General features: G+C 42.8%; 25 protein-coding genes. 23 read left to right on the top strand and 2 right to left on the bottom strand.

Features of this window, described 5'->3' with window-relative positions:
- The first annotated feature begins 2 nt into the window (after positions 1–2).
- The 11 genes from csrA (at position 3) to NST18_RS13295 (ending at position 7,850) form a co-directional block, all read left to right on the top strand.
- Positions 3–251, top strand: coding sequence for a carbon storage regulator CsrA (csrA, locus tag NST18_RS13345; RefSeq protein WP_004892647.1), 249 nt, complete (start codon positions 3–5; stop codon positions 249–251).
- Positions 241–426: a hypothetical protein gene (locus NST18_RS13340; protein ID WP_004892644.1), complete on the top strand. Its 186-nt coding sequence runs from the start codon at positions 241–243 to the stop codon at positions 424–426. Before csrA ends, NST18_RS13340 begins: the two co-directional genes overlap by 11 nt.
- Before the next feature lie 140 nt (positions 427–566).
- Positions 567–1,682, top strand: coding sequence for a flagellin N-terminal helical domain-containing protein (locus tag NST18_RS13335; RefSeq protein ID WP_004892642.1), 1,116 nt, complete (start codon positions 567–569; stop codon positions 1,680–1,682).
- 459 nt (positions 1,683–2,141) lie between these two features.
- Positions 2,142–2,429 carry a hypothetical protein gene (locus NST18_RS13330; protein WP_004892639.1) on the top strand — a complete coding sequence of 96 codons (288 nt, stop codon included), beginning with the start codon at positions 2,142–2,144 and terminating at the stop codon, positions 2,427–2,429.
- A gap of 330 nt (positions 2,430–2,759) precedes the next feature.
- The gene (gene darT, locus NST18_RS13325; protein ID WP_004892636.1) at positions 2,760–3,392 is read left to right on the top strand and encodes a type II toxin-antitoxin system toxin DNA ADP-ribosyl transferase DarT; all 633 of its coding nucleotides are present in this window, start codon (positions 2,760–2,762) and stop codon (positions 3,390–3,392) included.
- A gap of 13 nt (positions 3,393–3,405) precedes the next feature.
- The gene (darG, locus tag NST18_RS13320; RefSeq protein WP_340721525.1) at positions 3,406–4,440 is read left to right on the top strand and encodes a type II toxin-antitoxin system antitoxin DNA ADP-ribosyl glycohydrolase DarG; all 1,035 of its coding nucleotides are present in this window, start codon (positions 3,406–3,408) and stop codon (positions 4,438–4,440) included.
- 321 nt (positions 4,441–4,761) lie between these two features.
- On the top strand, positions 4,762–5,136 hold the full coding sequence (flaG, locus tag NST18_RS13315; protein WP_064214402.1) for a flagellar protein FlaG: 375 nt from the start codon (positions 4,762–4,764) through the stop codon (positions 5,134–5,136).
- A 17-nt stretch (positions 5,137–5,153) separates the two neighbouring features.
- Entirely contained in the window at positions 5,154–6,683 is a 1,530-nt protein-coding gene (locus NST18_RS13310) for a flagellar hook-associated protein 2 (protein WP_035018932.1), read from the top strand.
- A 17-nt stretch (positions 6,684–6,700) separates the two neighbouring features.
- Positions 6,701–7,102 (top strand): flagellar export chaperone FliS, encoded by a 402-nt coding sequence (fliS, locus tag NST18_RS13305; protein ID WP_004892629.1) that lies wholly within the window; start codon positions 6,701–6,703, stop codon positions 7,100–7,102.
- Positions 7,102–7,452 carry a flagellar protein FliT gene (locus NST18_RS13300; RefSeq protein ID WP_004892626.1) on the top strand — a complete coding sequence of 117 codons (351 nt, stop codon included), beginning with the start codon at positions 7,102–7,104 and terminating at the stop codon, positions 7,450–7,452. Before fliS ends, NST18_RS13300 begins: the two co-directional genes overlap by 1 nt.
- 8 nt (positions 7,453–7,460) lie before the next feature.
- The gene (locus NST18_RS13295) at positions 7,461–7,850 is read left to right on the top strand and encodes a hypothetical protein (protein ID WP_035018930.1); all 390 of its coding nucleotides are present in this window, start codon (positions 7,461–7,463) and stop codon (positions 7,848–7,850) included.
- 34 nt (positions 7,851–7,884) lie between these two features.
- Here NST18_RS13295 and NST18_RS13290 read toward each other — a convergent pair whose 3' ends face one another.
- Complete coding sequence (locus tag NST18_RS13290) at positions 7,885–8,967, bottom strand: HD-GYP domain-containing protein (RefSeq protein ID WP_004892620.1); 1,083 nt, start codon at positions 8,965–8,967, stop codon at positions 7,885–7,887.
- A 172-nt stretch (positions 8,968–9,139) separates the two neighbouring features.
- On the opposite strand from NST18_RS13290, the gene hpf reads away from it, so the two are divergent.
- The 5 genes from hpf to prfB all read left to right on the top strand — a co-directional run bounded on the left by hpf (position 9,140) and on the right by prfB (position 15,648).
- On the top strand, positions 9,140–9,688 hold the full coding sequence (gene hpf / locus NST18_RS13285) for a ribosome hibernation-promoting factor, HPF/YfiA family (protein ID WP_004892618.1): 549 nt from the start codon (positions 9,140–9,142) through the stop codon (positions 9,686–9,688).
- A gap of 62 nt (positions 9,689–9,750) precedes the next feature.
- A complete protein-coding gene (locus NST18_RS13280) occupies positions 9,751–10,245 on the top strand; it encodes a hypothetical protein (protein ID WP_004892615.1) in 495 nt (164 codons plus the stop codon).
- Positions 10,246–10,364: 119 nt separating this feature from the next.
- Positions 10,365–12,869, top strand: a complete 2,505-nt coding sequence (secA, locus tag NST18_RS13275; RefSeq protein WP_088223516.1) for a preprotein translocase subunit SecA — start codon at positions 10,365–10,367, stop codon at positions 12,867–12,869.
- Between the two features lie 241 nt (positions 12,870–13,110).
- Entirely contained in the window at positions 13,111–14,409 is a 1,299-nt protein-coding gene (gene iscB / locus NST18_RS13270; protein WP_088223515.1) for an RNA-guided endonuclease IscB, read from the top strand.
- 131 nt (positions 14,410–14,540) lie between these two features.
- Positions 14,541–15,648 (top strand): peptide chain release factor 2 gene (prfB, locus tag NST18_RS13265; protein ID WP_128357012.1). Its coding sequence is split into 2 segments (ribosomal slippage): positions 14,541–14,612 and positions 14,614–15,648, totalling 1,107 coding nucleotides; the frame shifts between segments, so codons are not numbered across the junction.
- Positions 15,649–15,872: 224 nt separating this feature from the next.
- Here the strand turns inward: prfB and NST18_RS13260 are convergent.
- Positions 15,873–17,102, bottom strand: coding sequence for an IS110 family transposase (locus NST18_RS13260; RefSeq protein ID WP_064214420.1), 1,230 nt, complete (start codon positions 17,100–17,102; stop codon positions 15,873–15,875).
- A gap of 432 nt (positions 17,103–17,534) precedes the next feature.
- Between NST18_RS13260 and NST18_RS13255 the strand changes: the two genes are divergently transcribed.
- The 7 genes from NST18_RS13255 to NST18_RS13225 all read left to right on the top strand — a co-directional run bounded on the left by NST18_RS13255 (position 17,535) and on the right by NST18_RS13225 (position 22,373).
- Entirely contained in the window at positions 17,535–17,792 is a 258-nt protein-coding gene (locus NST18_RS13255; RefSeq protein ID WP_004892607.1) for a hypothetical protein, read from the top strand.
- Positions 17,761–18,021, top strand: a complete 261-nt coding sequence (locus NST18_RS13250) for a type II toxin-antitoxin system RelE family toxin (protein WP_035019276.1) — start codon at positions 17,761–17,763, stop codon at positions 18,019–18,021. The genes NST18_RS13255 and NST18_RS13250 overlap by 32 nt, the downstream gene beginning before the upstream one ends.
- Positions 18,022–18,110: 89 nt before the next feature.
- The gene (locus tag NST18_RS13245; RefSeq protein ID WP_004892603.1) at positions 18,111–18,971 is read left to right on the top strand and encodes a YitT family protein; all 861 of its coding nucleotides are present in this window, start codon (positions 18,111–18,113) and stop codon (positions 18,969–18,971) included.
- Positions 18,972–19,030: 59 nt separating this feature from the next.
- Positions 19,031–19,357, top strand: coding sequence for a cytochrome c551 (gene cccB / locus NST18_RS13240; protein WP_004892600.1), 327 nt, complete (start codon positions 19,031–19,033; stop codon positions 19,355–19,357).
- 161 nt (positions 19,358–19,518) lie between these two features.
- Positions 19,519–20,205, top strand: a complete 687-nt coding sequence (gene ftsE, locus NST18_RS13235) for a cell division ATP-binding protein FtsE (protein WP_004892597.1) — start codon at positions 19,519–19,521, stop codon at positions 20,203–20,205.
- Positions 20,195–21,088 (top strand): permease-like cell division protein FtsX, encoded by an 894-nt coding sequence (ftsX, locus tag NST18_RS13230; RefSeq protein ID WP_004892594.1) that lies wholly within the window; start codon positions 20,195–20,197, stop codon positions 21,086–21,088. The genes ftsE and ftsX overlap by 11 nt, the downstream gene beginning before the upstream one ends.
- Positions 21,089–21,107: 19 nt before the next feature.
- Positions 21,108–22,373 (top strand): murein hydrolase activator EnvC family protein, encoded by a 1,266-nt coding sequence (locus NST18_RS13225; protein WP_004892591.1) that lies wholly within the window; start codon positions 21,108–21,110, stop codon positions 22,371–22,373.
- Positions 22,374–22,429 lie beyond the last annotated feature (56 nt).

The raw sequence follows: 22,429 nt of genomic DNA, 5'->3' as shown, positions 1-22,429 counted from the left end.
ATATGCTTGTATTAACACGCAAAATAAAAGAAGCGATCCACATCGGCGACGATATCGAAGTCGTCGTTCTCGCCATCGACGGCGACCAAGTCAAGCTCGGCATTCGCGCGCCGAAACATATCGATATACATCGGAAAGAAGTATATCTCGCTATTCAACAAGAAAACAGCGCGGCATCTCTCGCCTCCGCCACTTCGCTTCAACAACTATCCGATCAACTAAAGAAAGGAGGGGAAGCAAATGAGCGTTAGCATCGGCGGTGTTCAAATCCCTGGCGTCATCGCTCGCATCGTCCAAGACAATAAAGCGATCGCGGAACAGGCGTTAAATGAAATCATCAACAAACATAAAGACGACCCAGCGCGCGTCATTAAAGAAATTCAACAACCGTCACCGTTCTCACAATTTCTTGACGTCAAAGTATAAAATTTTTTTCGCAACCTATTAAACTTTGAAAAAACGGGCCGATAATAAATGTGAGGGCAAGAAAGAAGGGCGGCCGACTTCATTCTTGCCAATCAAAAACCACAAGGACGTGGGAAAACAAATTCAAGGAGGAAAAAACAATGAGAATTAACCACAACATTGCGGCGTTGAATACGTATCGTCAATTGACTATCGGTAACTCTAACGCTGCGAAAAACATGGAGAAACTTTCTTCTGGTCTTCGCATTAACCGTGCAGGCGACGATGCAGCAGGTTTGGCGATTTCGGAAAAGATGAGAGGACAAATTCGTGGGTTAGAGCAAGCGTCACGCAATGCGCAGGATGGGATTTCTTTAATTCAAACTGCTGAAGGTGGATTAAACGAGGTTCATGCTATTCTGCAACGTATGCGTGAGCTTACAGTTCAAGCCCAAAACGACACAAACACAAACGATGATCGAGCTGCGTTAAACAAAGAATATCAGCAATTATCTACTGAAATTACTCGAATTGGTAATACAACGGAATTTAACACGCAGAAATTGCTCAATGGATCGCTCAGCTCAAGTATCGCTAACGTCGGTTCTAACTTGACAACAGCAAATGGTATTGTCAACATTAAATCGAACGGTGCAGAAGTATTGAATGGTTATAGTATTACTGTTGATACAAAAGCAGGAACGATCACTGTAAACAACGGAGCAGGAAAATCCGAGACAATTAACTACGGTGGGGCACCTACAGGATTTGGTACAAAAGAAATTAACTTTGGTTCACTAGGTATCAGCGTGGAGATTAACAGTAGCATTAAAGATATTAGCCAAGATAATACTTTTAATGTAACTTCGACTGGGTCAATTGATTTGCAAATTGGTGCTAACAGCGGTCAAAAAATGAACATATCAATCTCTGACATGCGCGCAACAGCGCTTGGCGGTGCTACAAAAGTGAGTGCTACAAGTATTGATACAAAAGCGAATGCAAACGCAGCGCTTGATGTGCTTGATAATGCTATTAAACAAGTTTCTGATGAACGTGCTCGATTAGGTTCTTACCAAAACCGCTTAGAGCACACAATCAACAACCTAGGTACAGCTGCAGAAAACTTAACAGCAGCAGAATCTCGTATTCGTGATGTAGATATGGCGAAAGAAATGATGGAGTTTACGAAAAACAACATTCTTTCTCAAGCAGCACAAGCAATGTTGGCTCAATCCAATCAAATGCCACAAGGCGTATTACAGTTACTTCGATAATTTGATTGGAAGGGCGTCTTAGCTGGAAACGGCTAAGAGGATCACTGGGTGAATTGCTGGGAAGCCCTAAAGCTTTCCTTGCCAAAACGTAGCTGGAAACGGCAGGCGTGACGGCGTGAAAAAAGGAAAGATGCAACAATGGGCAACCAGCAGCCAAGCTCCTGTGAGGAAACTCTGGAGAAGGTTCAACGACTAGGACATACCACCTAAGGCGAAAAAACGCTATGGTGATGAAGTCCGTAGGGGAAATCCCCGAAGTGCCCAGCCCTTCGCTAGCCAAATGGCTAGAAAGGTGAAGATATAGTCTACACAACGGTCGAAAGACGTTGAGGCATGGCAAGCCAACCAACAACCACAAGGAGTATTGCAATTACTCCGTTAATTTTAGTGAATTACAGAGGGGCTCTAGATTCTCTAGGGTCCCTTTTTTGTAAAAAATGAATACATGGGGAGAGTTAAATGGAAGTACTGCTTGAAATTAGTCTTCAAGAAAGTTGTTTTGAACCATCAGTTAATGTTTTTGGATCTTCACAGGTCATTTCAGGTATTTCTGACTTTTATCCAAGGGAAACATTAAGTGAAGCGATAGATGTAATAAAACATGCGATTAGAAATCTAGATTTCACAAAAACGATAGTTAAATTTAGTTCAAGTGTTAACAAGGAGCAAAGACGAGTTATAAGTTTAGAAATGCTTGAAAATATGGCTCTTAACGATTTTAAAGATGTGTTAGGAGATGAAAGCTGAAAACGGAAAAGTACCTCTTGTTTTAGTGCTGTCACTTCCCGATAAAAGGTGGTATCTAAGGGGTATAAAATTTTCTATAATTGGAATAAGCGCAATCGGGAAATATTTTAAAGGGAAGCATATTATAAAAGCTTGGGAGCATCTGAAGTGAATAGGTATATTTAATTAAACCCGTGGTGCTAGTTGAGCGCTAGCGCTCAACTAGCACCACGGGTTAGTTTTATAATTTGTCTGTCGGGCAATGCACGCCATCGATCATTTATGAAATATTTTCATTTATGAAATATTTTATTTCCACATATAAAACTAAACAGTAGGGTGTTTGACGTGATGATTTATAAAAAATGGCTCTACCATATCACCCACTATAGCAACCTTCCATCGATCCTTTGTCACGGTGGATTAGTGGCAAATAACGTGGCGAAGGTGAAAAGTGTATCGTATGTCAATATTGCGCATACACGTATACAAGCTAGGAGATCAATCATATCCGTTCCGCTTCCTCCTTATGGCACTTTACATGATTATGTTCCTTTTTACTTTGCACCTAGGTCACCGATGTTATATGCTATTAACAAAGGACGTGTAGACGGGTACGCAAAAGGACAAGATGAGATTATTTATCTCGTGTCTAGGACAGATGTGATCCATCATAGAGGATTAGGTTATGTGTTTACGGATGGGCATGCCATTATGAAATTTACTGATTTTTATAACGATTTAAAGGATTTGGACAAAATCGACTGGAACGTTATGCGCTCTCAATTTTGGTTTGAGACGGAAGAGAACCCCGATCGGGAAAGAAGAAGGCAAGCGGAGTTTTTAGTGTATCAATTTGTTCCTATTGATATGATTTTAGGCATCGGGGTTAAAAATGATAAAATGAAGCAAAAAGTTGAAGAGATTATGTACCAATGTCATTGCCATAAACCGATAGCTGTCCGGCCGCATTGGTACTACTGAAGGAGGTGACGCAATGATCATCCTAAAACAAGGCAACCTCTTAGAAGATGAAGCAGAAGCGTTAGTGAACACGGTCAATTGTGTCGGAGTGATGGGGAAGGGAATCGCTCTGCAATTTAAGCAAGCATACCCGGAAATGTTTTCAGAGTATGAAAAGGCTTGCCGCCGCAAGGAAGTACAGCCAGGCAAAATGCATGTCGTTTCCACTAAATCGTTGTTAAACCCAAAATATATTATTAATTTTCCTACAAAACGCCATTGGAAATATAAATCCCGGATGGAAGATATAGAGTTAGGGTTAGTGGATTTAGTAAAGGTAGTTAAGGAGCTAAATATAAAATCAATTGCGCTTCCTCCGCTTGGCTGTGGTAATGGAGGGCTGAGATGGGATGAAGTACGTCCTAAAATTGAAGCAGCTTTTAAACATCTACAAGATGTGGAAGTACATTTATACGAGCCTGCAGGAAGCCCTAAACCTGACCAAATAAAGATACGTACGGAAAAACCGAAAATGACAAGATCTAGAGCATTATTTCTTATGCTAATGAATGATTACTCCATTCCAGGTTATCGGCTATCTTTGCTTGAAGTGCAAAAGTTAGCGTATTTTCTCCAAGCAGTAGGGGAACCCCTTAAACTAAGATTTGAAAAAAGCAAATATGGTCCATATGCAGACAATTTAAATCATGTATTATTGCGCTTAGATGGCCATTTTATTCGTGGTTTTGGCGATCGCAGCAGAGATGCAGAAATTTACTTAATACCAGATGCAGTCCAAAAAGCGGAGCAGTATTTGATGGACGATTCCGAAGCCTATAAGCACTTAAAAAGAGTAAGGGATATTATTCAAGGGTTTGAAACTCCATATGGGCTAGAATTGCTTTCAACTGTACATTGGGTTGTTAAGGAAAATCCAGATATAAAAGATGATATTCAGTCAATCGTTGAAGAAATCCACAATTGGAACGAACGGAAACGGAAGATATTTAAAGAGAAGCACATTACAAAAGCTTGGCAACATTTGAAAGAAGTAGAGATGCTTAATTAACAAAAATGCTTGTATTACGTTTCATTCAAATTTGAAAATGGGGCTTTTGGTGACAGTATAAACTTTAATGTTGGCACTTTTTAAATTTTGGGTAAAAATTATTATCTCATCTGCTTTGACTTGCCTGTAATATTGTTAATTAACTGCATGCTTAACAACAAGGCATTAGCTTGGCTAGTGCCTCTTTTTATGTCGATTAATAGGATTAATTTTTCATTTCGCTGTTTCACTCTCGTTTGTTTATGTACGAAATGACTTCATATTTTTCTTTTCTAACCGATATAAACAGTAGAAACGTATATGTCAAAGGGGTGAACGGTGATGATTGAACGTATTTCTTCTTCTCTTTCTTCCACATATATGCATGAAAAAACAACGACGGAGCGTCCAGCAGAGCAGCAAAAACAAGAGCAAACCACTGTACAGCAAATGAACGCAAAACAAGAAGAAGAGCGTACTTCAAAAGAAATTTCAAAAGAAAAACTTGAAGAAATCGTCAAAGGAATGAATGAATTTTTACAGCCGAGCCATACGTCGCTAAAATTTGCGGTACATGAAGATTTAAAAGAGTATTATGTTCAACTCATTGATGATCGAACAAAAGAAGTTGTGCGCGAAATTCCGCCGAAAAAATTGCTAGATATGTACGCGGCGATGATGAAGTTTGTCGGGTTGATTGTTGATCGAAAAATTTGAGAGGATGGTGAGAGGGCATGAGTACAATGCGTATCGGTGGCTTAGCGAGCGGCATGGATATTGATAAAATCGTTGGCGATTTAATGAAAGTCGAACGTGCGCCAATTGATAAATTAAAACAAAAAAAGCAATTGCTTGAGTGGCAGCGCGACGCATATCGCGATATGAACCGTTTATTAGACGCATTAGATAAACATATTTTCGACGGTGTCATGCGCCAAAGTACGTTTTTACAGAAAAAAGTGACGAGCTCAAACGAAAATATCGTCACTGCTACAAGCACGCCGAGCGCGTCAAATCAAACAGTTGAGATTAGCAACATTGAGAAACTTGCAACCGCAGCAAGATGGACATCGGGAGAAATTAAAAACAAAAACAAATCTGACGGAGCAGTAGACGTAAATGCTTCACTTGCCAGTCAGTTTGACGGCGTACCAACGACCTTATCGTTTCAAGTGACAAAGCCGGGAAGTACGACGCCAGAAACCGTCAGCATTTCAATCGATCCGAATACAGATACGTTAAATACGCTTATTAATAAATTAAACAGCAACGCGACGTTAGGCGTGCGCGCGTTTTACGATGAACATACAAAAAAGATGGTCATTACGAAAAACGAAACAGGCGAAGGCTCATCAATTAAAATTACAGCTGGGCAAGTTTTTTTACAAGACCAGCTAAAGTTTCAAGTGGGGGAAAATATTTTACAACAAGATGCAGGAACAGGACAAAACGCCATATTTACAATTAACGGTCTTACGACAGAGCGTCCGTCGAACACGTTTACGATTAACGGTATGACGTATACGTTGAAAAACACGCATACCGGGACGGTAACGATTTCATCAACAACAAATACGGATGCGATTTTTAACTCGATTAAATCGTTCGTTGATAAATATAATGAAACGATTGATGAGATCAATAAAAAGTTAAAAGAAACTCGTTATCGTGATTATCAGCCGTTGACGGATGAGCAGCGTGAGCAGTTGACGGAAAAGCAGGCGGAGAAGTGGGAAGAGAAAGCGAGAAGCGGCATTTTGCGCGGCGACTCGATTTTGTCAAACGCCCTTTCTAGCATGCGCCAAGCGTTGTATCGAAAAGTCGAAGCCGCGTCAAAAGGGTTTCAACAGCTTGCCCAAATCGGCATCACGACGACAGCAAACTATTTAGAAGGCGGAAAGCTCATTATTGACGAAGCGAAGTTAAAACAAAAAATTGAAGAAAATCCAGAAGCGGTGTATCGTCTCTTCAGCAACAATGGCGAAGGAGCGAACAAAGGCATCGTTTTGCAACTGCGCGATGAAATAAAAAAGACGATCAAAAGTATTGAGGATAAAGCAGGAAATACGTTAAAAACTGTGAACCAGTATATTATCGGGAAAAATATTCTCGATATTGATACACGCATTAGTGAGGCAGAAGATCGATTAAAACGAGTGGAAGACCGATACTGGAAGCAGTTTTCCGCGATGGAAAAAGCGGTACAACGTGCGAACTCGCAAAGCATGTATCTTATGAACGCCTTTGGCGGTGGAGCACAATAATTTAGGAGGTAACAAACATGGCGATGAATAATCCGTATCAATCATATCAAACGAATGCGGTACAAACGGCGTCACCTGGGGAATTAACGCTTATGCTTTACAACGGTTGCTTAAAGTTTATTGCGCAAGCGAAAAAAGCGATCGAGGAGAAAGATATTGAAGCACGCAACACAAACTTATTAAAAGCGCAAAAAATTATTCAAGAGCTGATGGTGACGCTCAATATGGAATATGAAGTGGCAAAGTCGATGATGACGATGTATGACTATATATATCGCCGTCTTGTTGAAGCAAATATTAAAAGCGATATGTCCATTTTAGAGGAAGTCGAAGGGTACGTGAAAGAATTTCGCGATACGTGGAAGCAAGTCATTCAAATCAATCGTCAACGTCAATATGCGCAAGGTGGACAAGCGTGATGAGCGTTGTTTTTACGCTGTTGGAAGCGACGAGGCAGCTTGCGAATGTGTTGCGAGAGCCTGTATCGAAGGAGAAACGCGATGAGGTGATCGCGCGGATTGAGCAGTTGCTTGAGGAGAGGGAGCGGTTGCTTGCGAAGCTCCCTTCTTCTTTGACAGCGGAAGAGCGGAAGATGGGGCAAGAAATATTAGCATTGAATGCCGAGATTGATGAAAAGTTACAGCAATTGAAGCAGCAAATTCAGTTCGACTTAAAGCAAACGAAAAAAACGAAAACGGTTGTCAAACATTATAACCATCCATATGAACCACTGTCTATTGATGGCATGTTTTATGATAAGAAAAGGTAGGTATGAAAATGGTGAAATTATCGCATGAACAATTAGCAGTTATCCAACAGTACGTGGCGCTTTTAGAGACGATTGAAGAAGGATTTGCGTATGTATGTGAAAGTTTTACGAACTATGAGCGAACGCAAGGGGATGTTGTGCTTGCGGATATTTTTATGGCGTTCGGTCAAATTGATGAGACGAATCGGAGTTCGCTCGCACGTTTTTTTGCGGATGATCGCGCGGTGTTAGAGGAAATTGCTCGTTTTTCTGCGGTAGCCGATGAGGCGTGGAAATTAGACGGAAAGTTGCACGATACGAATGCGAAGCAACAAGTCGTTGAAAACCATTTAGCACCAGCATTTGAAGCGTGGAAAGTAAGTGTGATGCAACATCTTCGTCCGTATATTGAGCAATAATAAAAAGGTGCGAGCGAATCGCACCTTTTGTAGTTTAAAACGCTTCGACAATCGTGACGTTCACTTCTTTTCGTAAGTCAATTTCAAACGGTGATTTCAGCACTTCCCCGTTTGGATTTTGTAAAATGCGAACGACAGGGCGAAGCGGATATTCAGGGAAAATGTTTGAGACGACACCGCGATATCCTGTGTTTAATACGATGTTTGTGCCGAGCGGGTAAATGGCGACATATTTTAAAAACGTTTTAATGAGTTCATAGTCAAACAACGTATTGCCGGCTGCGCATAAATATTCAGCTGCTTCGTGCGGCGAGTGTTGTTTCCGATGGTCACGCGGAGAAGTGAGCGCGTCGAATACGTCTGCGATGGCGATAATGCGCGCGAACTCATGAATGTATTTGCCAGCTGCTTGATGTGGATAGCCGCTCCCATCAAAACGCTCGTGATGTTGAAGTGCACAATAAGCGGATGACGGTGAAACGTTGTTTTGTTTTTTTAGTAATTCAAATCCAAGTTCAGTATGATGGGAAACGATTCGACGTTCTTCAGGACTAAGCGGCCCTTTTTTTCCCAAAAGGGCGCTTGGAATTTGCGTCATACCAATGTCAAATAAAAACGCGCCAACGCCCAAATCAAGCAATTGTTGCGATGAATATCCTTTCGCTAATCCGATAACACCTGCGATTGTTGCCACGTTAACCGAGTGATGAAAGAAATATCCTTTTGAAATGACAAGGTCAGATAAGTTAATGAGCAAGTTTTCTCGACTTAATAAATAGTCTAAAATCTCTTTAAATATTTTTTGATATTCTTGTCCGAGGTCAAGCGAAGACACGCGCTGGGCAGCCTTTTGTCCTTCGATTAGTTCCGTCATCGTTTCGTACACTTTTTTTACTGCTTGTTGCCGCACAATCGGACTAATCATTGGCTTTTCTTCAATATCAAATGTAAAAATATCGTGAATATAAATATAACGAATGCCATCTTCGAGCAGTCTGCGAATGTATGAGTCGGTCAGTTTAACCCCCTTAGCGAGCAAAACTGCACCGTTTGGTCCGTAAATATCAACGGCGAGCACATCGCCGCTTTTTGCTTCAAATATGTACACTTTACGCATGCGATAACACCTGGATAAAAAATAGGAACGCTTTTCATCATCTATAAATTGTAGCATAATTATCCATTGTTTTGTTCATCATTTTTTCACAAAAAATGTGACGATTGAGAAGGAGTTTTGTAGGGAATTGTAGAAATAAATAACTAACCTTTCATAAAAGGAGGAGCAGCGTATGAAATACAACATTCGCGGAGAAAACATCGAGGTTACACAAGCGATTCGAGAGTATGTCGAGAAAAAAATCGGGAAATTAGAGCGTTATTTCGAATCAACCGAAGGAATTACTGTTTACGTTAACTTAAAAGTATATAATGATAAGCAGGCGAAAATTGAAGTCACTATTCCAATGCCACAAATCGTGTTGCGTGCCGAAGAGCGCCATGACGATATGTATGCGGCAATCGATTTGGTCGTCGATAAACTCGAACGCCAAATTCGTAAACATAAAACGAAAGTAAATCGAAAAATGCGCGAAAAAGAAGCAAATGGTGTCACGCTAACAACAACAGCTCCTGTGGCAACAGGAGAGCATGAGGAAGAAGAATTTGAAATTGTGCGTACGAAACGTTTTAGCTTAAAGCCGATGGATAGCGAAGAAGCGATTTTGCAAATGAACATGCTTGGCCATAACTTTTACGTCTTTATTAATGCAGAAACAAACCGCACAAACGTCGTTTACAAACGAAAAGACGGCAAATATGGCTTAATTGAAGCGAACTAATCTTACCACCCTCTGTCGAATCGAGACAGGGGGTGGTATAATGTGAAAGGAGGTGAAAAAGGGTGGAAGCGATTTTACGCGAAATTTTGGCGAAGTTGACAAGCATCGAGAACAACTTTTTGTCCTTCCAACAAGAAGTGCGCGAACGGTTTACACAGATTGATAAACGATTCGCTCAAATTGACGAGCGATTTGCGCAGATTGATGAGCGGTTTGCACAGATTGATGAAAGATTCGCTCAAATCGATCAGCGTTTTGAAAACATGGAGGCTCGATTAGTGGCGCTTGAACAAAAAATGGAAGAAACAAATGAGCGGATTAGTCGCCTCGAGGAAGAAATGTGTGATGTCAAGAAGCGCCTTGCACGCGTTGAAACACAATTAGACGAAGTCAAAGAAACGGTGCATCGTCTCGAAGTTCAACTGGCGAATGACGTGCACACATTACTGCAAAACATTTATAAAAAGATCGATGAAAAAGGATTTGAAATTTATGCATTAAATAAACGTTTGCTTAGAGTGGAAGCCTCCATTGAACAACTACAGTCGCAAGTGTAATCCAGCGAAGATGCTGGCTTTTTCTTTTTCCCCATCTCCCTTTTCCGTATGAGTTGTCACCTTTTCCTGTAAATGATATCATGTAGATTAGTGATTCTATAATTAAGGAGCGTTTTCATATGCTTGGAATGTTGAAAAAAGTGTTTGACCCGAATAAACGGCAAATTGCGCGATTAGAAAAAATCGCAAATGAAATTGATGCGCTCGGTCCACAAATGGCGCAGCTTTCTGATGACGAGTTGCGTCAAAAAACAGAAGAGTTTAAGGCGCGTCTTGAAAAAGGCGAAACGCTTGATGATTTACTTGTCGAAGCGTTTGCGGTCGTTCGTGAAGCTGCAAAACGCGTGCTCGGCATGTATCCATATAAAGTGCAATTGATGGGGGGCATCGCCCTTCATGAAGGCAACATTGCTGAAATGAAAACAGGGGAAGGAAAAACGTTAACAGCGACGATGCCGGTATATTTAAACGCGTTAACTGGAAAAGGCGTCCATGTCGTCACGGTCAACGAATATTTAGCAAGTCGCGACGCAAATGAAATGGGCAGACTGTATCAGTTTTTAGGTTTATCTGTTGGACTGAATTTAAACAGTATGTCGCGTGAAGAAAAGCAAGCGGCTTATAACGCCGACATTACATACGGAACGAATAACGAGTTTGGTTTCGACTATTTGCGCGATAACATGGTGCTCTATAAAGAACATATGGTGCAACGCCCGCTTCATTATGCGATCATTGACGAAGTTGACTCCATTTTAATTGACGAGGCGCGGACGCCGCTCATTATTTCAGGTACGGCTCAAAAATCAACAAAATTGTACATTCAAGCGAACGCATTTGTGCGCACACTAAAACGAGATGTCGATTATACGTACGATGAAAAAACGAAAAGCGTGCAGCTGACGGAAGAAGGAATGAACAAAGCAGAGCGCGCGTTTGGAATCGACAACTTATTCGATTTAAAACATGTGACGTTAAACCATCATATTAGTCAAGCGTTGCGTGCCCATGTTGTGATGCAGCGCGACGTCGATTACGTCGTTGAGGACGGAAAAATCGTCATCGTCGATCCGTTCACAGGCCGTCTCATGCGCGGACGTCGCTATAGCGATGGGCTTCATCAAGCGATTGAGGCAAAAGAAGGGCTTGAAATTCAAAACGAATCGATGACGCTTGCGACGATTACGTTCCAAAACTATTTCCGCATGTATGAAAAGCTCGCGGGGATGACGGGAACAGCAAAAACAGAAGAAGAAGAGTTTCGTAACATTTACAATATGCAAGTCATCGTTATTCCGACAAATAAACCAGTCATTCGCGATGACCGTCCAGATTTAATTTATCGCACGATGGAAGGAAAGTTTCGTGCGGTTGTTGAGGATATCGCAGAACGTCATGCGAAAGGACAACCTGTTCTCGTCGGTACGGTGTCGATTGAAACGTCTGAATTGTTATCGGGCATGTTAACGAAGCGCGGCATTCGCCATAACGTATTAAACGCGAAAAACCATGCGAAAGAAGCAGAAATTATTGCGCAAGCTGGTCAAAAAGGGGCAGTAACGATTGCGACAAACATGGCAGGACGCGGAACGGACATTAAACTCGGTGAAGGTGTGCGCGAGCTTGGCGGTTTGGCCGTCATCGGTACAGAACGTCATGAAAGCCGCCGCATCGACAACCAATTGCGTGGTCGTTCCGGCCGTCAAGGAGACCCTGGGGTATCGCAATTTTACTTGTCGCTTGAAGATGAACTCATGCGTCGCTTCGGCTCAGAAAATATGATGGCGATGATGGATCGCTTAGGGATGGACGATTCACAGCCAATTCAAAGTAAAATCGTATCTAAAGCGGTCGAGTCGGCACAAAAACGCGTGGAAGGAAACAACTTTGATGCGCGTAAACAACTATTGCAGTACGACGATGTATTGCGCGAACAACGCGAAATTATTTATCGTCAACGTTTCCAAGTGCTTGACTCAGAAAACTTGCGCGACATTGTTGAAAAAATGATTCAATCGGTTATCGAGCGCGTCGTGCGTACGCATACACCAGATGAAGAAATGCCAGAAGAATGGAATGTGCAAGCGATTGTTGATTATGTGCAAGCGAACCTCCTTTCAGAAGGAGATGTGACTGTCAACGACTTGCGCGGCAAAGATCCAGAAGAAATGATTGAATTCATTTGGAATAAAGTACGTATACGTTACGATGAAAAAGAAAGCCGCATTCCGTCCGAGCAAATGCGCGAGTTTGAGCGCGTCATCGTGTTGCGTGCGGTCGATATGAAATGGATGGAACATATCGATGCGATGGAACAGCTTCGTCAAGGCATCCATTTACGTGCGTACGGTCAAATTGATCCATTGCGCGAATATCAAATGGAAGGGTATGCGATGTTTGAAGCGATGATTGCTTCTATTGAAGAAGAAGTTGCGCGTTACATTATGAAAGCAGAAATCGAAAGCAACTTAGAGCGACAAGAAGTAGCCAAAGGAGAAGCTGTCCACCCGAAAGAAGGCGAAGAAGTGAAACGTAAGCCGGTGAAAAAAGCGGTGGAAGTCGGCCGAAATGATCCGTGCCCATGCGGAAGCGGAAAAAAATATAAACATTGTTGCGGACGATAAGTCAACAACCCAATGACTAAAGTCATGGGCTTGTAAGCCCCATGTTGACCAGACCAAGGCTTGAAACAGAGCCTACGTTATAGATGTCATGACACGTTCGGGTGCTTCTCCAGCCCGTTCCTCTGTCGTGCAAGGTTAAACAAGCGTGGTGGGTAGCGCTAGTGTCTTGCACATAACAAGCATCTATAACATGGTCGAGGAGAATATGACCTGCTTTATGCAGAGGAAAGGGGAGAACCCTATGGTTTTTGTGTTAGACACAAACAAACGTCCGCTTGCTCCTTGTCACGAAGCAGTTGCAAGAAAGCTGTTGAAACAAGGGAAGGCGGCGATTTACAGGCGATTTCCATTTACCATCATCTTGAAAAAATCAGTAGACGAATCAGAAATTGTAGACGAATCAGAAATTAAAGCAACATATCGGCTAAAAATCGACTATGGAAGCAGGCATACAGGATTAGCGATTTTGCGAGGACAAGAAGTGGTATGGTTAGGGCAACTTGACCATCGCACAGACATCAAGGAAAGAATAGATAAAAGGCGTGCTTTTCGTCGAGCAAGACGAAATCGAAAAACAAGATACAGAAAACCACGTTTTCTTAATCGTAGGAGAAAAGACGGGTGGTTGCCGCCATCACTAGAGAGTCGCGTGCAAAATATCCAAACATGGGTTAACCGCCTAAAGAAATTATGCCCCATTGGGTATATATCATACGAAAATGCCAAATTCGACACGCAACTCATGCGAAATCCTGAAATCAATGGTGTAGAGTATCAACAAGGCACGCTACAAGGATATGAAGTACGGGAGTATTTGCTTGAAAAGTTTGGGCGGAAGTGTTGTTATTGCGGAAAAGAAAATGTTCCACTTGAAGTGGAGCATATCATTCCAAAATCGAGAGGTGGAACAGACCGAGTGGATAACCTATGTCTTGCCTGTCATGACTGTAATCAGCGCAAAGGAAGTAAGACAGCAGAAGAATTCGGGTATCCGCACATTCAAAAGCAAGTCAAAGAATCATTAAAGGATACAAGTGCTATCAACTCGACAAGATGGAAAGTGTATGAAGTGTTAAAGCAGACAGGATTAGATGTCGAGTGTGGAACAGGTGCACGAACAAAAATGAATCGTATTCGTTTAGACTTGCCGAAAACACATTATTTTGACGCTTGTTGTGTAGGCGAAAGCACAACAAATCACTTATATTTCAAAACAAAAGAAGTGTTATTTATCAAGGCAAAAGGGCGTGGTAGTCGCTCTCGTACAAACCTAGATAGATATGGCTTCCCAAGAGGTTATCTTGCAAGACAAAAATTCTTCTTTGGTTTTCAAACAGGGGACATGGTTAAGGCTGTTGTCCCAAGAGGGAAATATCAAGGCGTTTGGTTTGGCGAAGTCGCATGTAGAAAGACTGGAAGTTTCGATATTAAAGGCAAGGACGGAAAGCGTATCGCACAAGGAATAAATTATAGATATGTCCAAGTCATTCAGCGATTTGACGGATATGCTTATGGAAAGGGGGTGGCGGAACTTGCGTAAGGTGCAATTCCTCGCCGTGCCTAAAGGCAGGGGCTTCCTTGCGTAAGTTTCGTGAGGGATATTCCCTCGCTTTCGTTATGTTGCGTACGCCGAGATGTTTACATACAATAATGGTTGAGGTGAAGGACATGATCGATTTAGTAGAAATTAAGCAAGAGCTTGAAAAAATGGCTAAGCGATTAGTGGATATTAGGGGGTCTCTTTGACCTCGAAACGAAAGAAGCCCGCATTGAACAACTAGAAGCGCAAATGGCTGCCTCTGACTTTTGGGACGATCAAAAAGCGGCTCAGGCGGTCATTAGTGAGGCGAATGCGCTCAAAGATTTAGTCGGCGAGTTTCGTTCACTTGAAGAGCGATTTGAAAATTTAGAAGTAACATACGAGCTTGTCAAAGAAGAACCTGATGAAGAATTACAAAAAGAGCTTGTAGCTGAGGCGAAAAAACTATCGAAAGACTTTAGCGAATTTGAATTGCAGCTCCTATTAAATGAACCGTACGATAAAAATAACGCCATTTTGGAGCTTCATCCTGGCGCAGGTGGAACGGAGTCACAAGACTGGGCATCGATGTTGTTGCGTATGTATACGCGCTGGGCGGAGAAAAAAGGATACAAAGTGGAAACGCTCGATTATTTGCCTGGTGAGGAAGCGGGAATTAAAAGCGTCACGTTGTTAATTAAAGGGCATAATGCATACGGATATTTAAAAGCGGAAAAAGGCGTGCATCGCCTCGTGCGCATTTCTCCGTTTGACGCTTCTGGTCGCCGTCATACATCGTTCGTTTCGTGCGAAGTTGTACCTGAATTTGATGACAACATTGAAATTGACGTGCGTCCAGATGAAATAAAAGTCGATACGTATCGCTCAAGCGGTGCCGGCGGTCAGCACGTCAATACGACGGATTCAGCTGTACGTATTACACATATTCCAACTGGCATTGTCGTCACATGCCAATCGGAGCGTTCGCAAATTAAAAACCGCGAAAAAGCGATGAATATGTTGAAAGCGAAGTTGTATCAAAAGAAACTAGAAGAACAACAAGCGGAGCTTGCTGAAATTCGCGGTGAACAAAAAGAAATTGGTTGGGGAAGCCAAATTCGTTCTTACGTGTTTCATCCGTACTCGCTCGTAAAAGATCATCGAACAAATACCGAAGTCGGAAACGTGCAAGCGGTAATGGACGGCGAAATAGACGTCTTTATTGACGCCTATTTACGTTCGAAGTTAAAACAAGGGTAAGGTGTCCGTTATGGGCACCTTTTGTTGTATATTATTGACATCTAAAAAAAGAGCGTGATAATCTGGACATAACGAAAGTCCTGCGGTAATATGTCAAGGTGAAAAATCATCGAAATTGGAAATTCGATTGTCCGATGACCCGAAAAAAGGCAATACTTAAGAAGCCCAGTCTTGTCTTATGTCATTAACTGGGTTTTAATGCAAAATCAGTTAGATCGATACCCCTATCGATCTTCCCCCTTTCTTGGCGTGTAGATTTGACCGTTGCGTAGCAGCGCATCGATCACACGCACGAGTTTTCGAGCGGTGAGGACGAGGGCTCGTTTGTGTTGGTGCTTTGGTACTTCCTCATACTTCTTCCGGTAATAGGTGCGAAACGACGCATCATGCCGTTGTACCGAGTTGGCAGCCTCCACTAGGTAGTAACGGAGATAGCGATTGCCGGAACGAATGAGGGAAGTCTCCTCGGCTTGGAACCGACCGGACTGGTGCTTAGACCAAGTCAAACCTGCATACTTTGCTAAGGCGGCTTGGTTGTCAAAGCGCTCGATTTGTCCAATTTCGGCTAAGATGCCAGCGGCGTAGACCGGACCAATGCCGGGAATCGTTTGTAACGTATTTGGGATGCCTTCCAAATGGCGAGTAATCGCTTTATCTAGCTCTTTAATTTGCGCTTGAAGGCTACGGATGGATTGAATCGATAGCCCTAAAAGCAAGTCGATGGAATCCTCGACACATTTGGAAAGCCGATACGACGAACGAGCCGCCTTTTGAATGGACTTGGCGATGCATTCCGGATCGGCAAAGCGATTGCGTCCTTTTTGGCGCAAGAAGTCAGCGAGCTGTTGCACGTCCATCTGACTGATTTCGTCTAAGCTAAACGACTCGAGAAGAAGCTCTAAGATGGCATGTCCGAACACGGAGCTGTCCACCTCTTGGGTAAAGGAACTGCACTTGTAAAACAAGTGTTGGAGGAAGTACTGCTTTTCCCGAGTCAGCTGATGGACGAGATGATAGCGCATGCGCGTGAGCCGTTGAAGGGCGATAAACTGTTCTTGCATGACAGCTGTCACTTTCAAACGGCCAAAGCGAAGCCGATCGGCGATGATCCACGCATCGATGCCGTCCGTTTTATCCAAGTCAGTGTACGCTTCTTTAAATTTGCGAATGAGCTTTGGATTGATGGTAAACACCTTGACATTCCAAGACTTCAGCTCCTCCTGTTGGTGGAAAAACATCGCTGGATGCCAGCTGTAGACCGAAGTGGCTTCCATCCCGATGAGAATTTCGGATGGTTGGAGCTTGTTGGCCCACAGGAGGATTTGATCGCGAAGGAAGGTCGCGCCAAGGAGATGATTGTCCACCTTGAATTGGGCGCACGTGTTTCCTTCTTGATCCATGATACACGTGTATAAGTCCGTTGAGCTCACGTCAATCCCGACGTAGAGTTTCATGAGATCACCTCCAATCGTAGTAGGATCGTGGGGTTGGGACTCTTCGGGATGCCCCCGGACCGCGCCTGTTGACCAGTCACCCTCGCATATGAGAACTCACGTTGGGCCATGGGCTGCCTGGAAGCTGCTCCTTCCAGCATGGGAAACCAACGGGAACAGCCTGCGGGTTAGAAGTCCGAACAGGAGCCGGGGAGACAGACTTTCTAAGTAGTCAAAGCTACAGGAGAGAGAAGAGTGTCCCCGATGATCCTAAGACCATTATCCAAGAACATCGCGAAAAGTCCAACCCCGATGTAGTGCCATCCACGGGGGAGGGGCGCGCCCCTCCCCCGTGGGCAAATCACTTACACATATGCGATTGTCAAGGAGCATATCCAACTGGAAATTCGATTTAAAAATCTTTCTAAACATACTATACGAGGAGGGAATAGCATGGCAGTAGACAAAAAAGTGCTTCATGAGATGATTGAACAGTTAAGCGAATCCGATCAAAAATCAGCATATGAATTTTTATTGCATTTACTGCAAAGATCAAAAAAAGATCATAAATGGTGGGATGAAGTAGAGGAAGTAAGTGAAGAAGAAGCATTGTTAACAGAAGAAGAAAAACGGCAGTTACAAGGAGATGAAGGATATGTGACTGGTGGTGATGCAAAACGTGAATTTGGCTTACAAGTTGATTTACCGTAAGGAAGCAGTAAAATTTCTTGCTAAGCAAGAGAAAGAAGTACAAGAACGAATAGTTATAGCATTACAGGGATTGCTTTACAGCCCTCCTCAAGGAGACATTAAAAAAATGAGAGGACAACAAAGTTTGTACCGTTTACGTGTTGGCACATACCGCATTCTTTTCCGCATTGATCACCACGAGCAAATGATTTACATCGAAGCGATTGGAAATCGGGGAGACCTATATTAACTTCACTATATTAAATCATTATTGCGTTAATTCGATGTCATTTACTTCCTATATCGGGCATGCTATACTCACAAAGGAAGGTGAGAGGCATGCGAAAAAGAAGCAACATAACAAATCCATTCGTTGAAAAAGTGCTAGAATACGTATATATTCTTGTCGGCTCGGCCGTTGTGGCCGTTGCGTTCAATTTATTTTTACTTCCGAATCGTGTCGCATCAGGTGGGGTAAGCGGCATCAGTACGATTTTACATGCGACGCTCGGTTGGCAGCCAGCGTACGTACAATGGGCGCTTAACATTCCATTATTTATCGCAGGTGTGCTATTGCTCGGAAAGCAGTTTGGTGTCAAAACATTAGTTGGTACTGCCTTTTTACCGTTTATCGTTTATTTGACACATGATGTGGCACCAGCAACGCATGATCCGTTGCTTGGGGCATTATTTGGCGGCATTGGCGTCGGCGTAGGATTAGGCATTGTTTTTCGTGGTCGCGCATCGACAGGGGGAACCGATTTAGCTGCTCAAATTATTCATAAATATACAGGGTTATCGTTAGGGACGTGCGTCATTTTAATTGATGGCTTAATTGTTTTAACAGCGGCGTTTGTGTTTGATTTAGAACGGGCGCTATATGCATTAATTGCGTTATTTGTGACGAGTAAAACAATTGACTTTGTTCAAGTTGGTTTCGGCAATTCAAAAATGGCGATGATTATTACAACGAAAGAAGAACAAGTGCGAGAAGCGATTTTGCATAAAATTGACCGCGGTGTGACAAAACTACATGCATACGGCGGATATACAGAAAAAGAGCGCACGATGCTCATGTGCGTTGTGGCACAAAGTGAGTTCACAAAATTGAAACAATTAGTGAAAACCATTGATCCGTCTGCATTTGTCGTCGTTATGGATGCAGCAGAAGTGCTTGGGGAAGGATTTAAACGTGCCTAACGTAAAAATGATACGATATAATAGAAATGTATGAAAATGTTTACAAGGGGGATATACGTATGAAGAAAAAGCTACTTAGTTTATTCGCTGGTACAGCGATTGTGTTAGCAGCCTGTGGTGGGGGGGATAGCACAAGCGAAAAACCAGCAAACGGCGGAGGGGATACCGCTTCAGCAGCGGAAGCCGTTTACAAAAAAACGTGTGCAAGCTGCCATGGACAAAACTTAGAAGGCGGCGTCGGTCCAGCGCTTGATAAAGTAGGCGGAAAATATTCGCAAGATGAAATTAAAGATATTATCGCAAATGGTCGCGGGGGCATGCCCGGTGGCTTACTCAAAGGCGACGATGTAGATAAAGTAGCGGAATGGTTAGCTGCGAAAAAGTAAGAGGATGCGATTTTGTGCATCCTCTTTTCATTTGTAACACTCTTGAAATATAACTGTAAATAAAATTCGCCCCCCTTTTTGTCGGAAATGATGATATAATGAACAAGGCGAGAATTTTGCAGGAATATGTAGAAAAACATCGAATACTTAGGTGGTTGCTTATGATTGAGATGCAAGATGTATATAAAACATACCCGAACGGAGTGATCGCATTAAACGGCATTTCCGTTCGCATTAAGCAAGGTGAATTTGTATATGTCGTCGGTCCGAGCGGTGCTGGGAAATCGACGTTTATTAAAATGATGTATCGCGAAGAGAATCCGACAAGCGGCAAAATTATGATTAACGGCGTGAACTTAGCGAATATAAAAAATAGCAAAGTCCCTTTGCTTCGCCGAAATATCGGGATCGTCTTCCAAGACTTCAAGCTTCTTCCAAAGTTAACGGTGTATGAAAACGTCGCGTTTGCTTTGGAAGTTATTGAGGAATCGCCAAAAAACATTCGCAAGCGCGTCATGGAAGTGCTTGACTTAGTGCGACTAAAACATAAAGCGCGCTTTTACCCTGATGAATTGTCTGGAGGAGAGCAACAGCGGGTGTCGATCGCTCGTTCAATCGTCAACAACCCAGCAATTGTTATTGCTGATGAACCGACGGGAAATTTAGATCCAGATACATCTTGGGAAATTATGGACATCTTCGAGCGAATTAACGATCGTGGAACGACGATTGTCATGGCAACACATAACCGTGAAATCGTCAATACGATTCGCAAGCGCGTCATTGCGATTGAACGCGGGAAAATTGTGCGCGACGAAGTGAAGGGGGAATACGGTTATGAGGCTTAACACCCTTCGTCGTCATTTTCGTGAAAGTTTTAAAAGTCTCGGACGAAACGGTTGGATGACGTTTGCGTCCATTAGTGCTGTTACGGTGACGCTTTTGCTTGTCGGCGTGTTTCTCGTCATTATGCTCAATATTCAACATATAACGAAGCAAATTGAGCGCGATGTTGAAATTCGTGTGCATGTTGATTTAAGTGCAACAGACGCAGACAAAGATGCGCTTCGAGCCAAGCTTGAAGCTCTTTCTGGCGTGGAAAAAGTGGCGTATTCATCTAAAGATGAAGAGCTACAAAAATTGATTGAAAGCTTTGGAGAAGATGGTCAATCGTTCCGTCTATTTGAACAAGACAACCCGTTAAGCGATGTATTTATTGTGAAAGCAAAAAATCCGCTTGATACAGAAAAAATCGCAAAACAAATTGAAACTTTGCCTTCTGTCAGCAAAGTCAAATACGGGAAAGGACAAATTGAAAAGCTATTTGCGGCAACGACGACGATTCGCAACGTCGGATTGGCGCTCATTGTCGGATTATTATTTACGGCGATGTTTCTCATCTCAAATACGATTAAAATTACAATTTTTGCCCGTCGTCGTGAAATTGAGATTATGAGATTAGTAGGGGCGACTAACGGATTTATTCGCTGGCCGTTTTTCCTTGAAGGGCTATGGCTCGGTGTATTAGGTTCGATTGTGCCAATTGCCATCGTCCTGTCCGCCTATTCGTACATATTTGATTTATTGTACCCGAGATTAAAAGATACATTTTTTCAACTTCTCCCATTTTATCCGTTTGCATGGCAAGTGGCGGCTGTGCTCGTCTTATTAGGTGCATGTATCGGCATATGGGGAAGCATGATGTCCGTCAGACGATTTTTAAAAGTATAGAAAGAGAGAGGGGTTTACGGTGCGAAAAAGATGGGGAACGATTGTTGTCGCTGTGATGTTGCTTGTTTCGAGTGTAGCTGCGCCTGCGCATGCGGTGACGAAGCGCGATATTCAACAGAAAAAAGAAGAAATAAAAAATGTACAACAAAAGCAGTCAACGATTGAAAATAAAATTGAACAGTCGCAACAAGAAATTGAGCGATTGAAAGCAGAACAAGAGCAATTAGATGCAGAAATTAAAAAGCTAGATTTAGCGGTAGAAGAAACAAGCGCCAATATTCGTACAAAACAGCAAAACATTGAAGAAACGAAACAACAAATTGTTGCGCTTCGCAAAGAAATCGAGGAAGTCACAGCGCGCATTGAGCAGCGCAATGAGTTGTTGAAAGAGCGGGCGCGTTCGCTGCAAGAAAGCGGAGGAGTTGTCAGCTATTTAGACGTGTTGCTTGGTGCGAAAAGTTTTAGCGATTTTATTGATCGAATGAGCGCTGTTGCGACCATTTTTGAGGCAGACCGTCAAATGATTAGAGAGCAAGAAGCAGATAAAGCGCTAAAGGAAGCGAAAGAGGAAGAACTAAACGATAACTTAGTTCGCTTGCAAGAGCAGCTAAATGAGCTACAAAAGTTAAAACAAACGTTAAACGAACAAATTGCAGCGAAAGAAAAATTAATGGCACAGTTAAAAGAAGAGCAAAAACATGAGGAAGAAAAACAGCTCGCTTTAGAAGAAGAAAAAGAGTTGCTTGAAAAACAAGAAGCGGCGATGAAAAACCAATTGCAAGAAATGATTCGTCGCCAAAAAGAACAGGAAGAAGCGCGGAAACGAGCATTATCAAGCCGCGGATCGTCATCAGAGAGCGGTGGCAGTTTGCCTCCTGTATCTGACGGGGCGTTTATGCGTCCAGCGAACGGTCCAATTACATCGACATTTGGCCCGCGTTGGGGTGAATTCCACTACGGTGCAGACATTGGTAAGCGTGGTGCTAGCGTTCCTGTCGTGGCAGCTGCTGACGGGTATGTTTACCGCTCATACTATTCCCCGAGTTACGGAAACGTCATTTTTATCATGCATTATATTGATGGGCAAGTGTACACGACAGTATATGCCCATCTTGAGTCCCGCCTTGTTGGTGAAGGACAAAACGTCAGCAAAGGTCAAATGATCGGCTATATGGGCAACACAGGTCGTTCGTTTGGTGCACACTTGCATTTTGAGTTGCATCGTGGGCCTTGGAATGCATCAAAATCGAATGCGGTAAATCCAATGCAATACGTTCCGTTTTAAAGCACAGCTTGCCTGCTGTGCTTTTGCGTATTGGTTGAGAAAACGGTACGCTCGGT

Origin of the sequence: Anoxybacillus sp. FSL W8-0104, from assembly GCF_038004465.1 — a bacterium.
GTDB lineage: Bacteria > Bacillota > Bacilli > Bacillales > Anoxybacillaceae > Anoxybacillus > Anoxybacillus flavithermus_G.
This window is presented reverse-complemented; position numbering and strand designations above follow the sequence as displayed.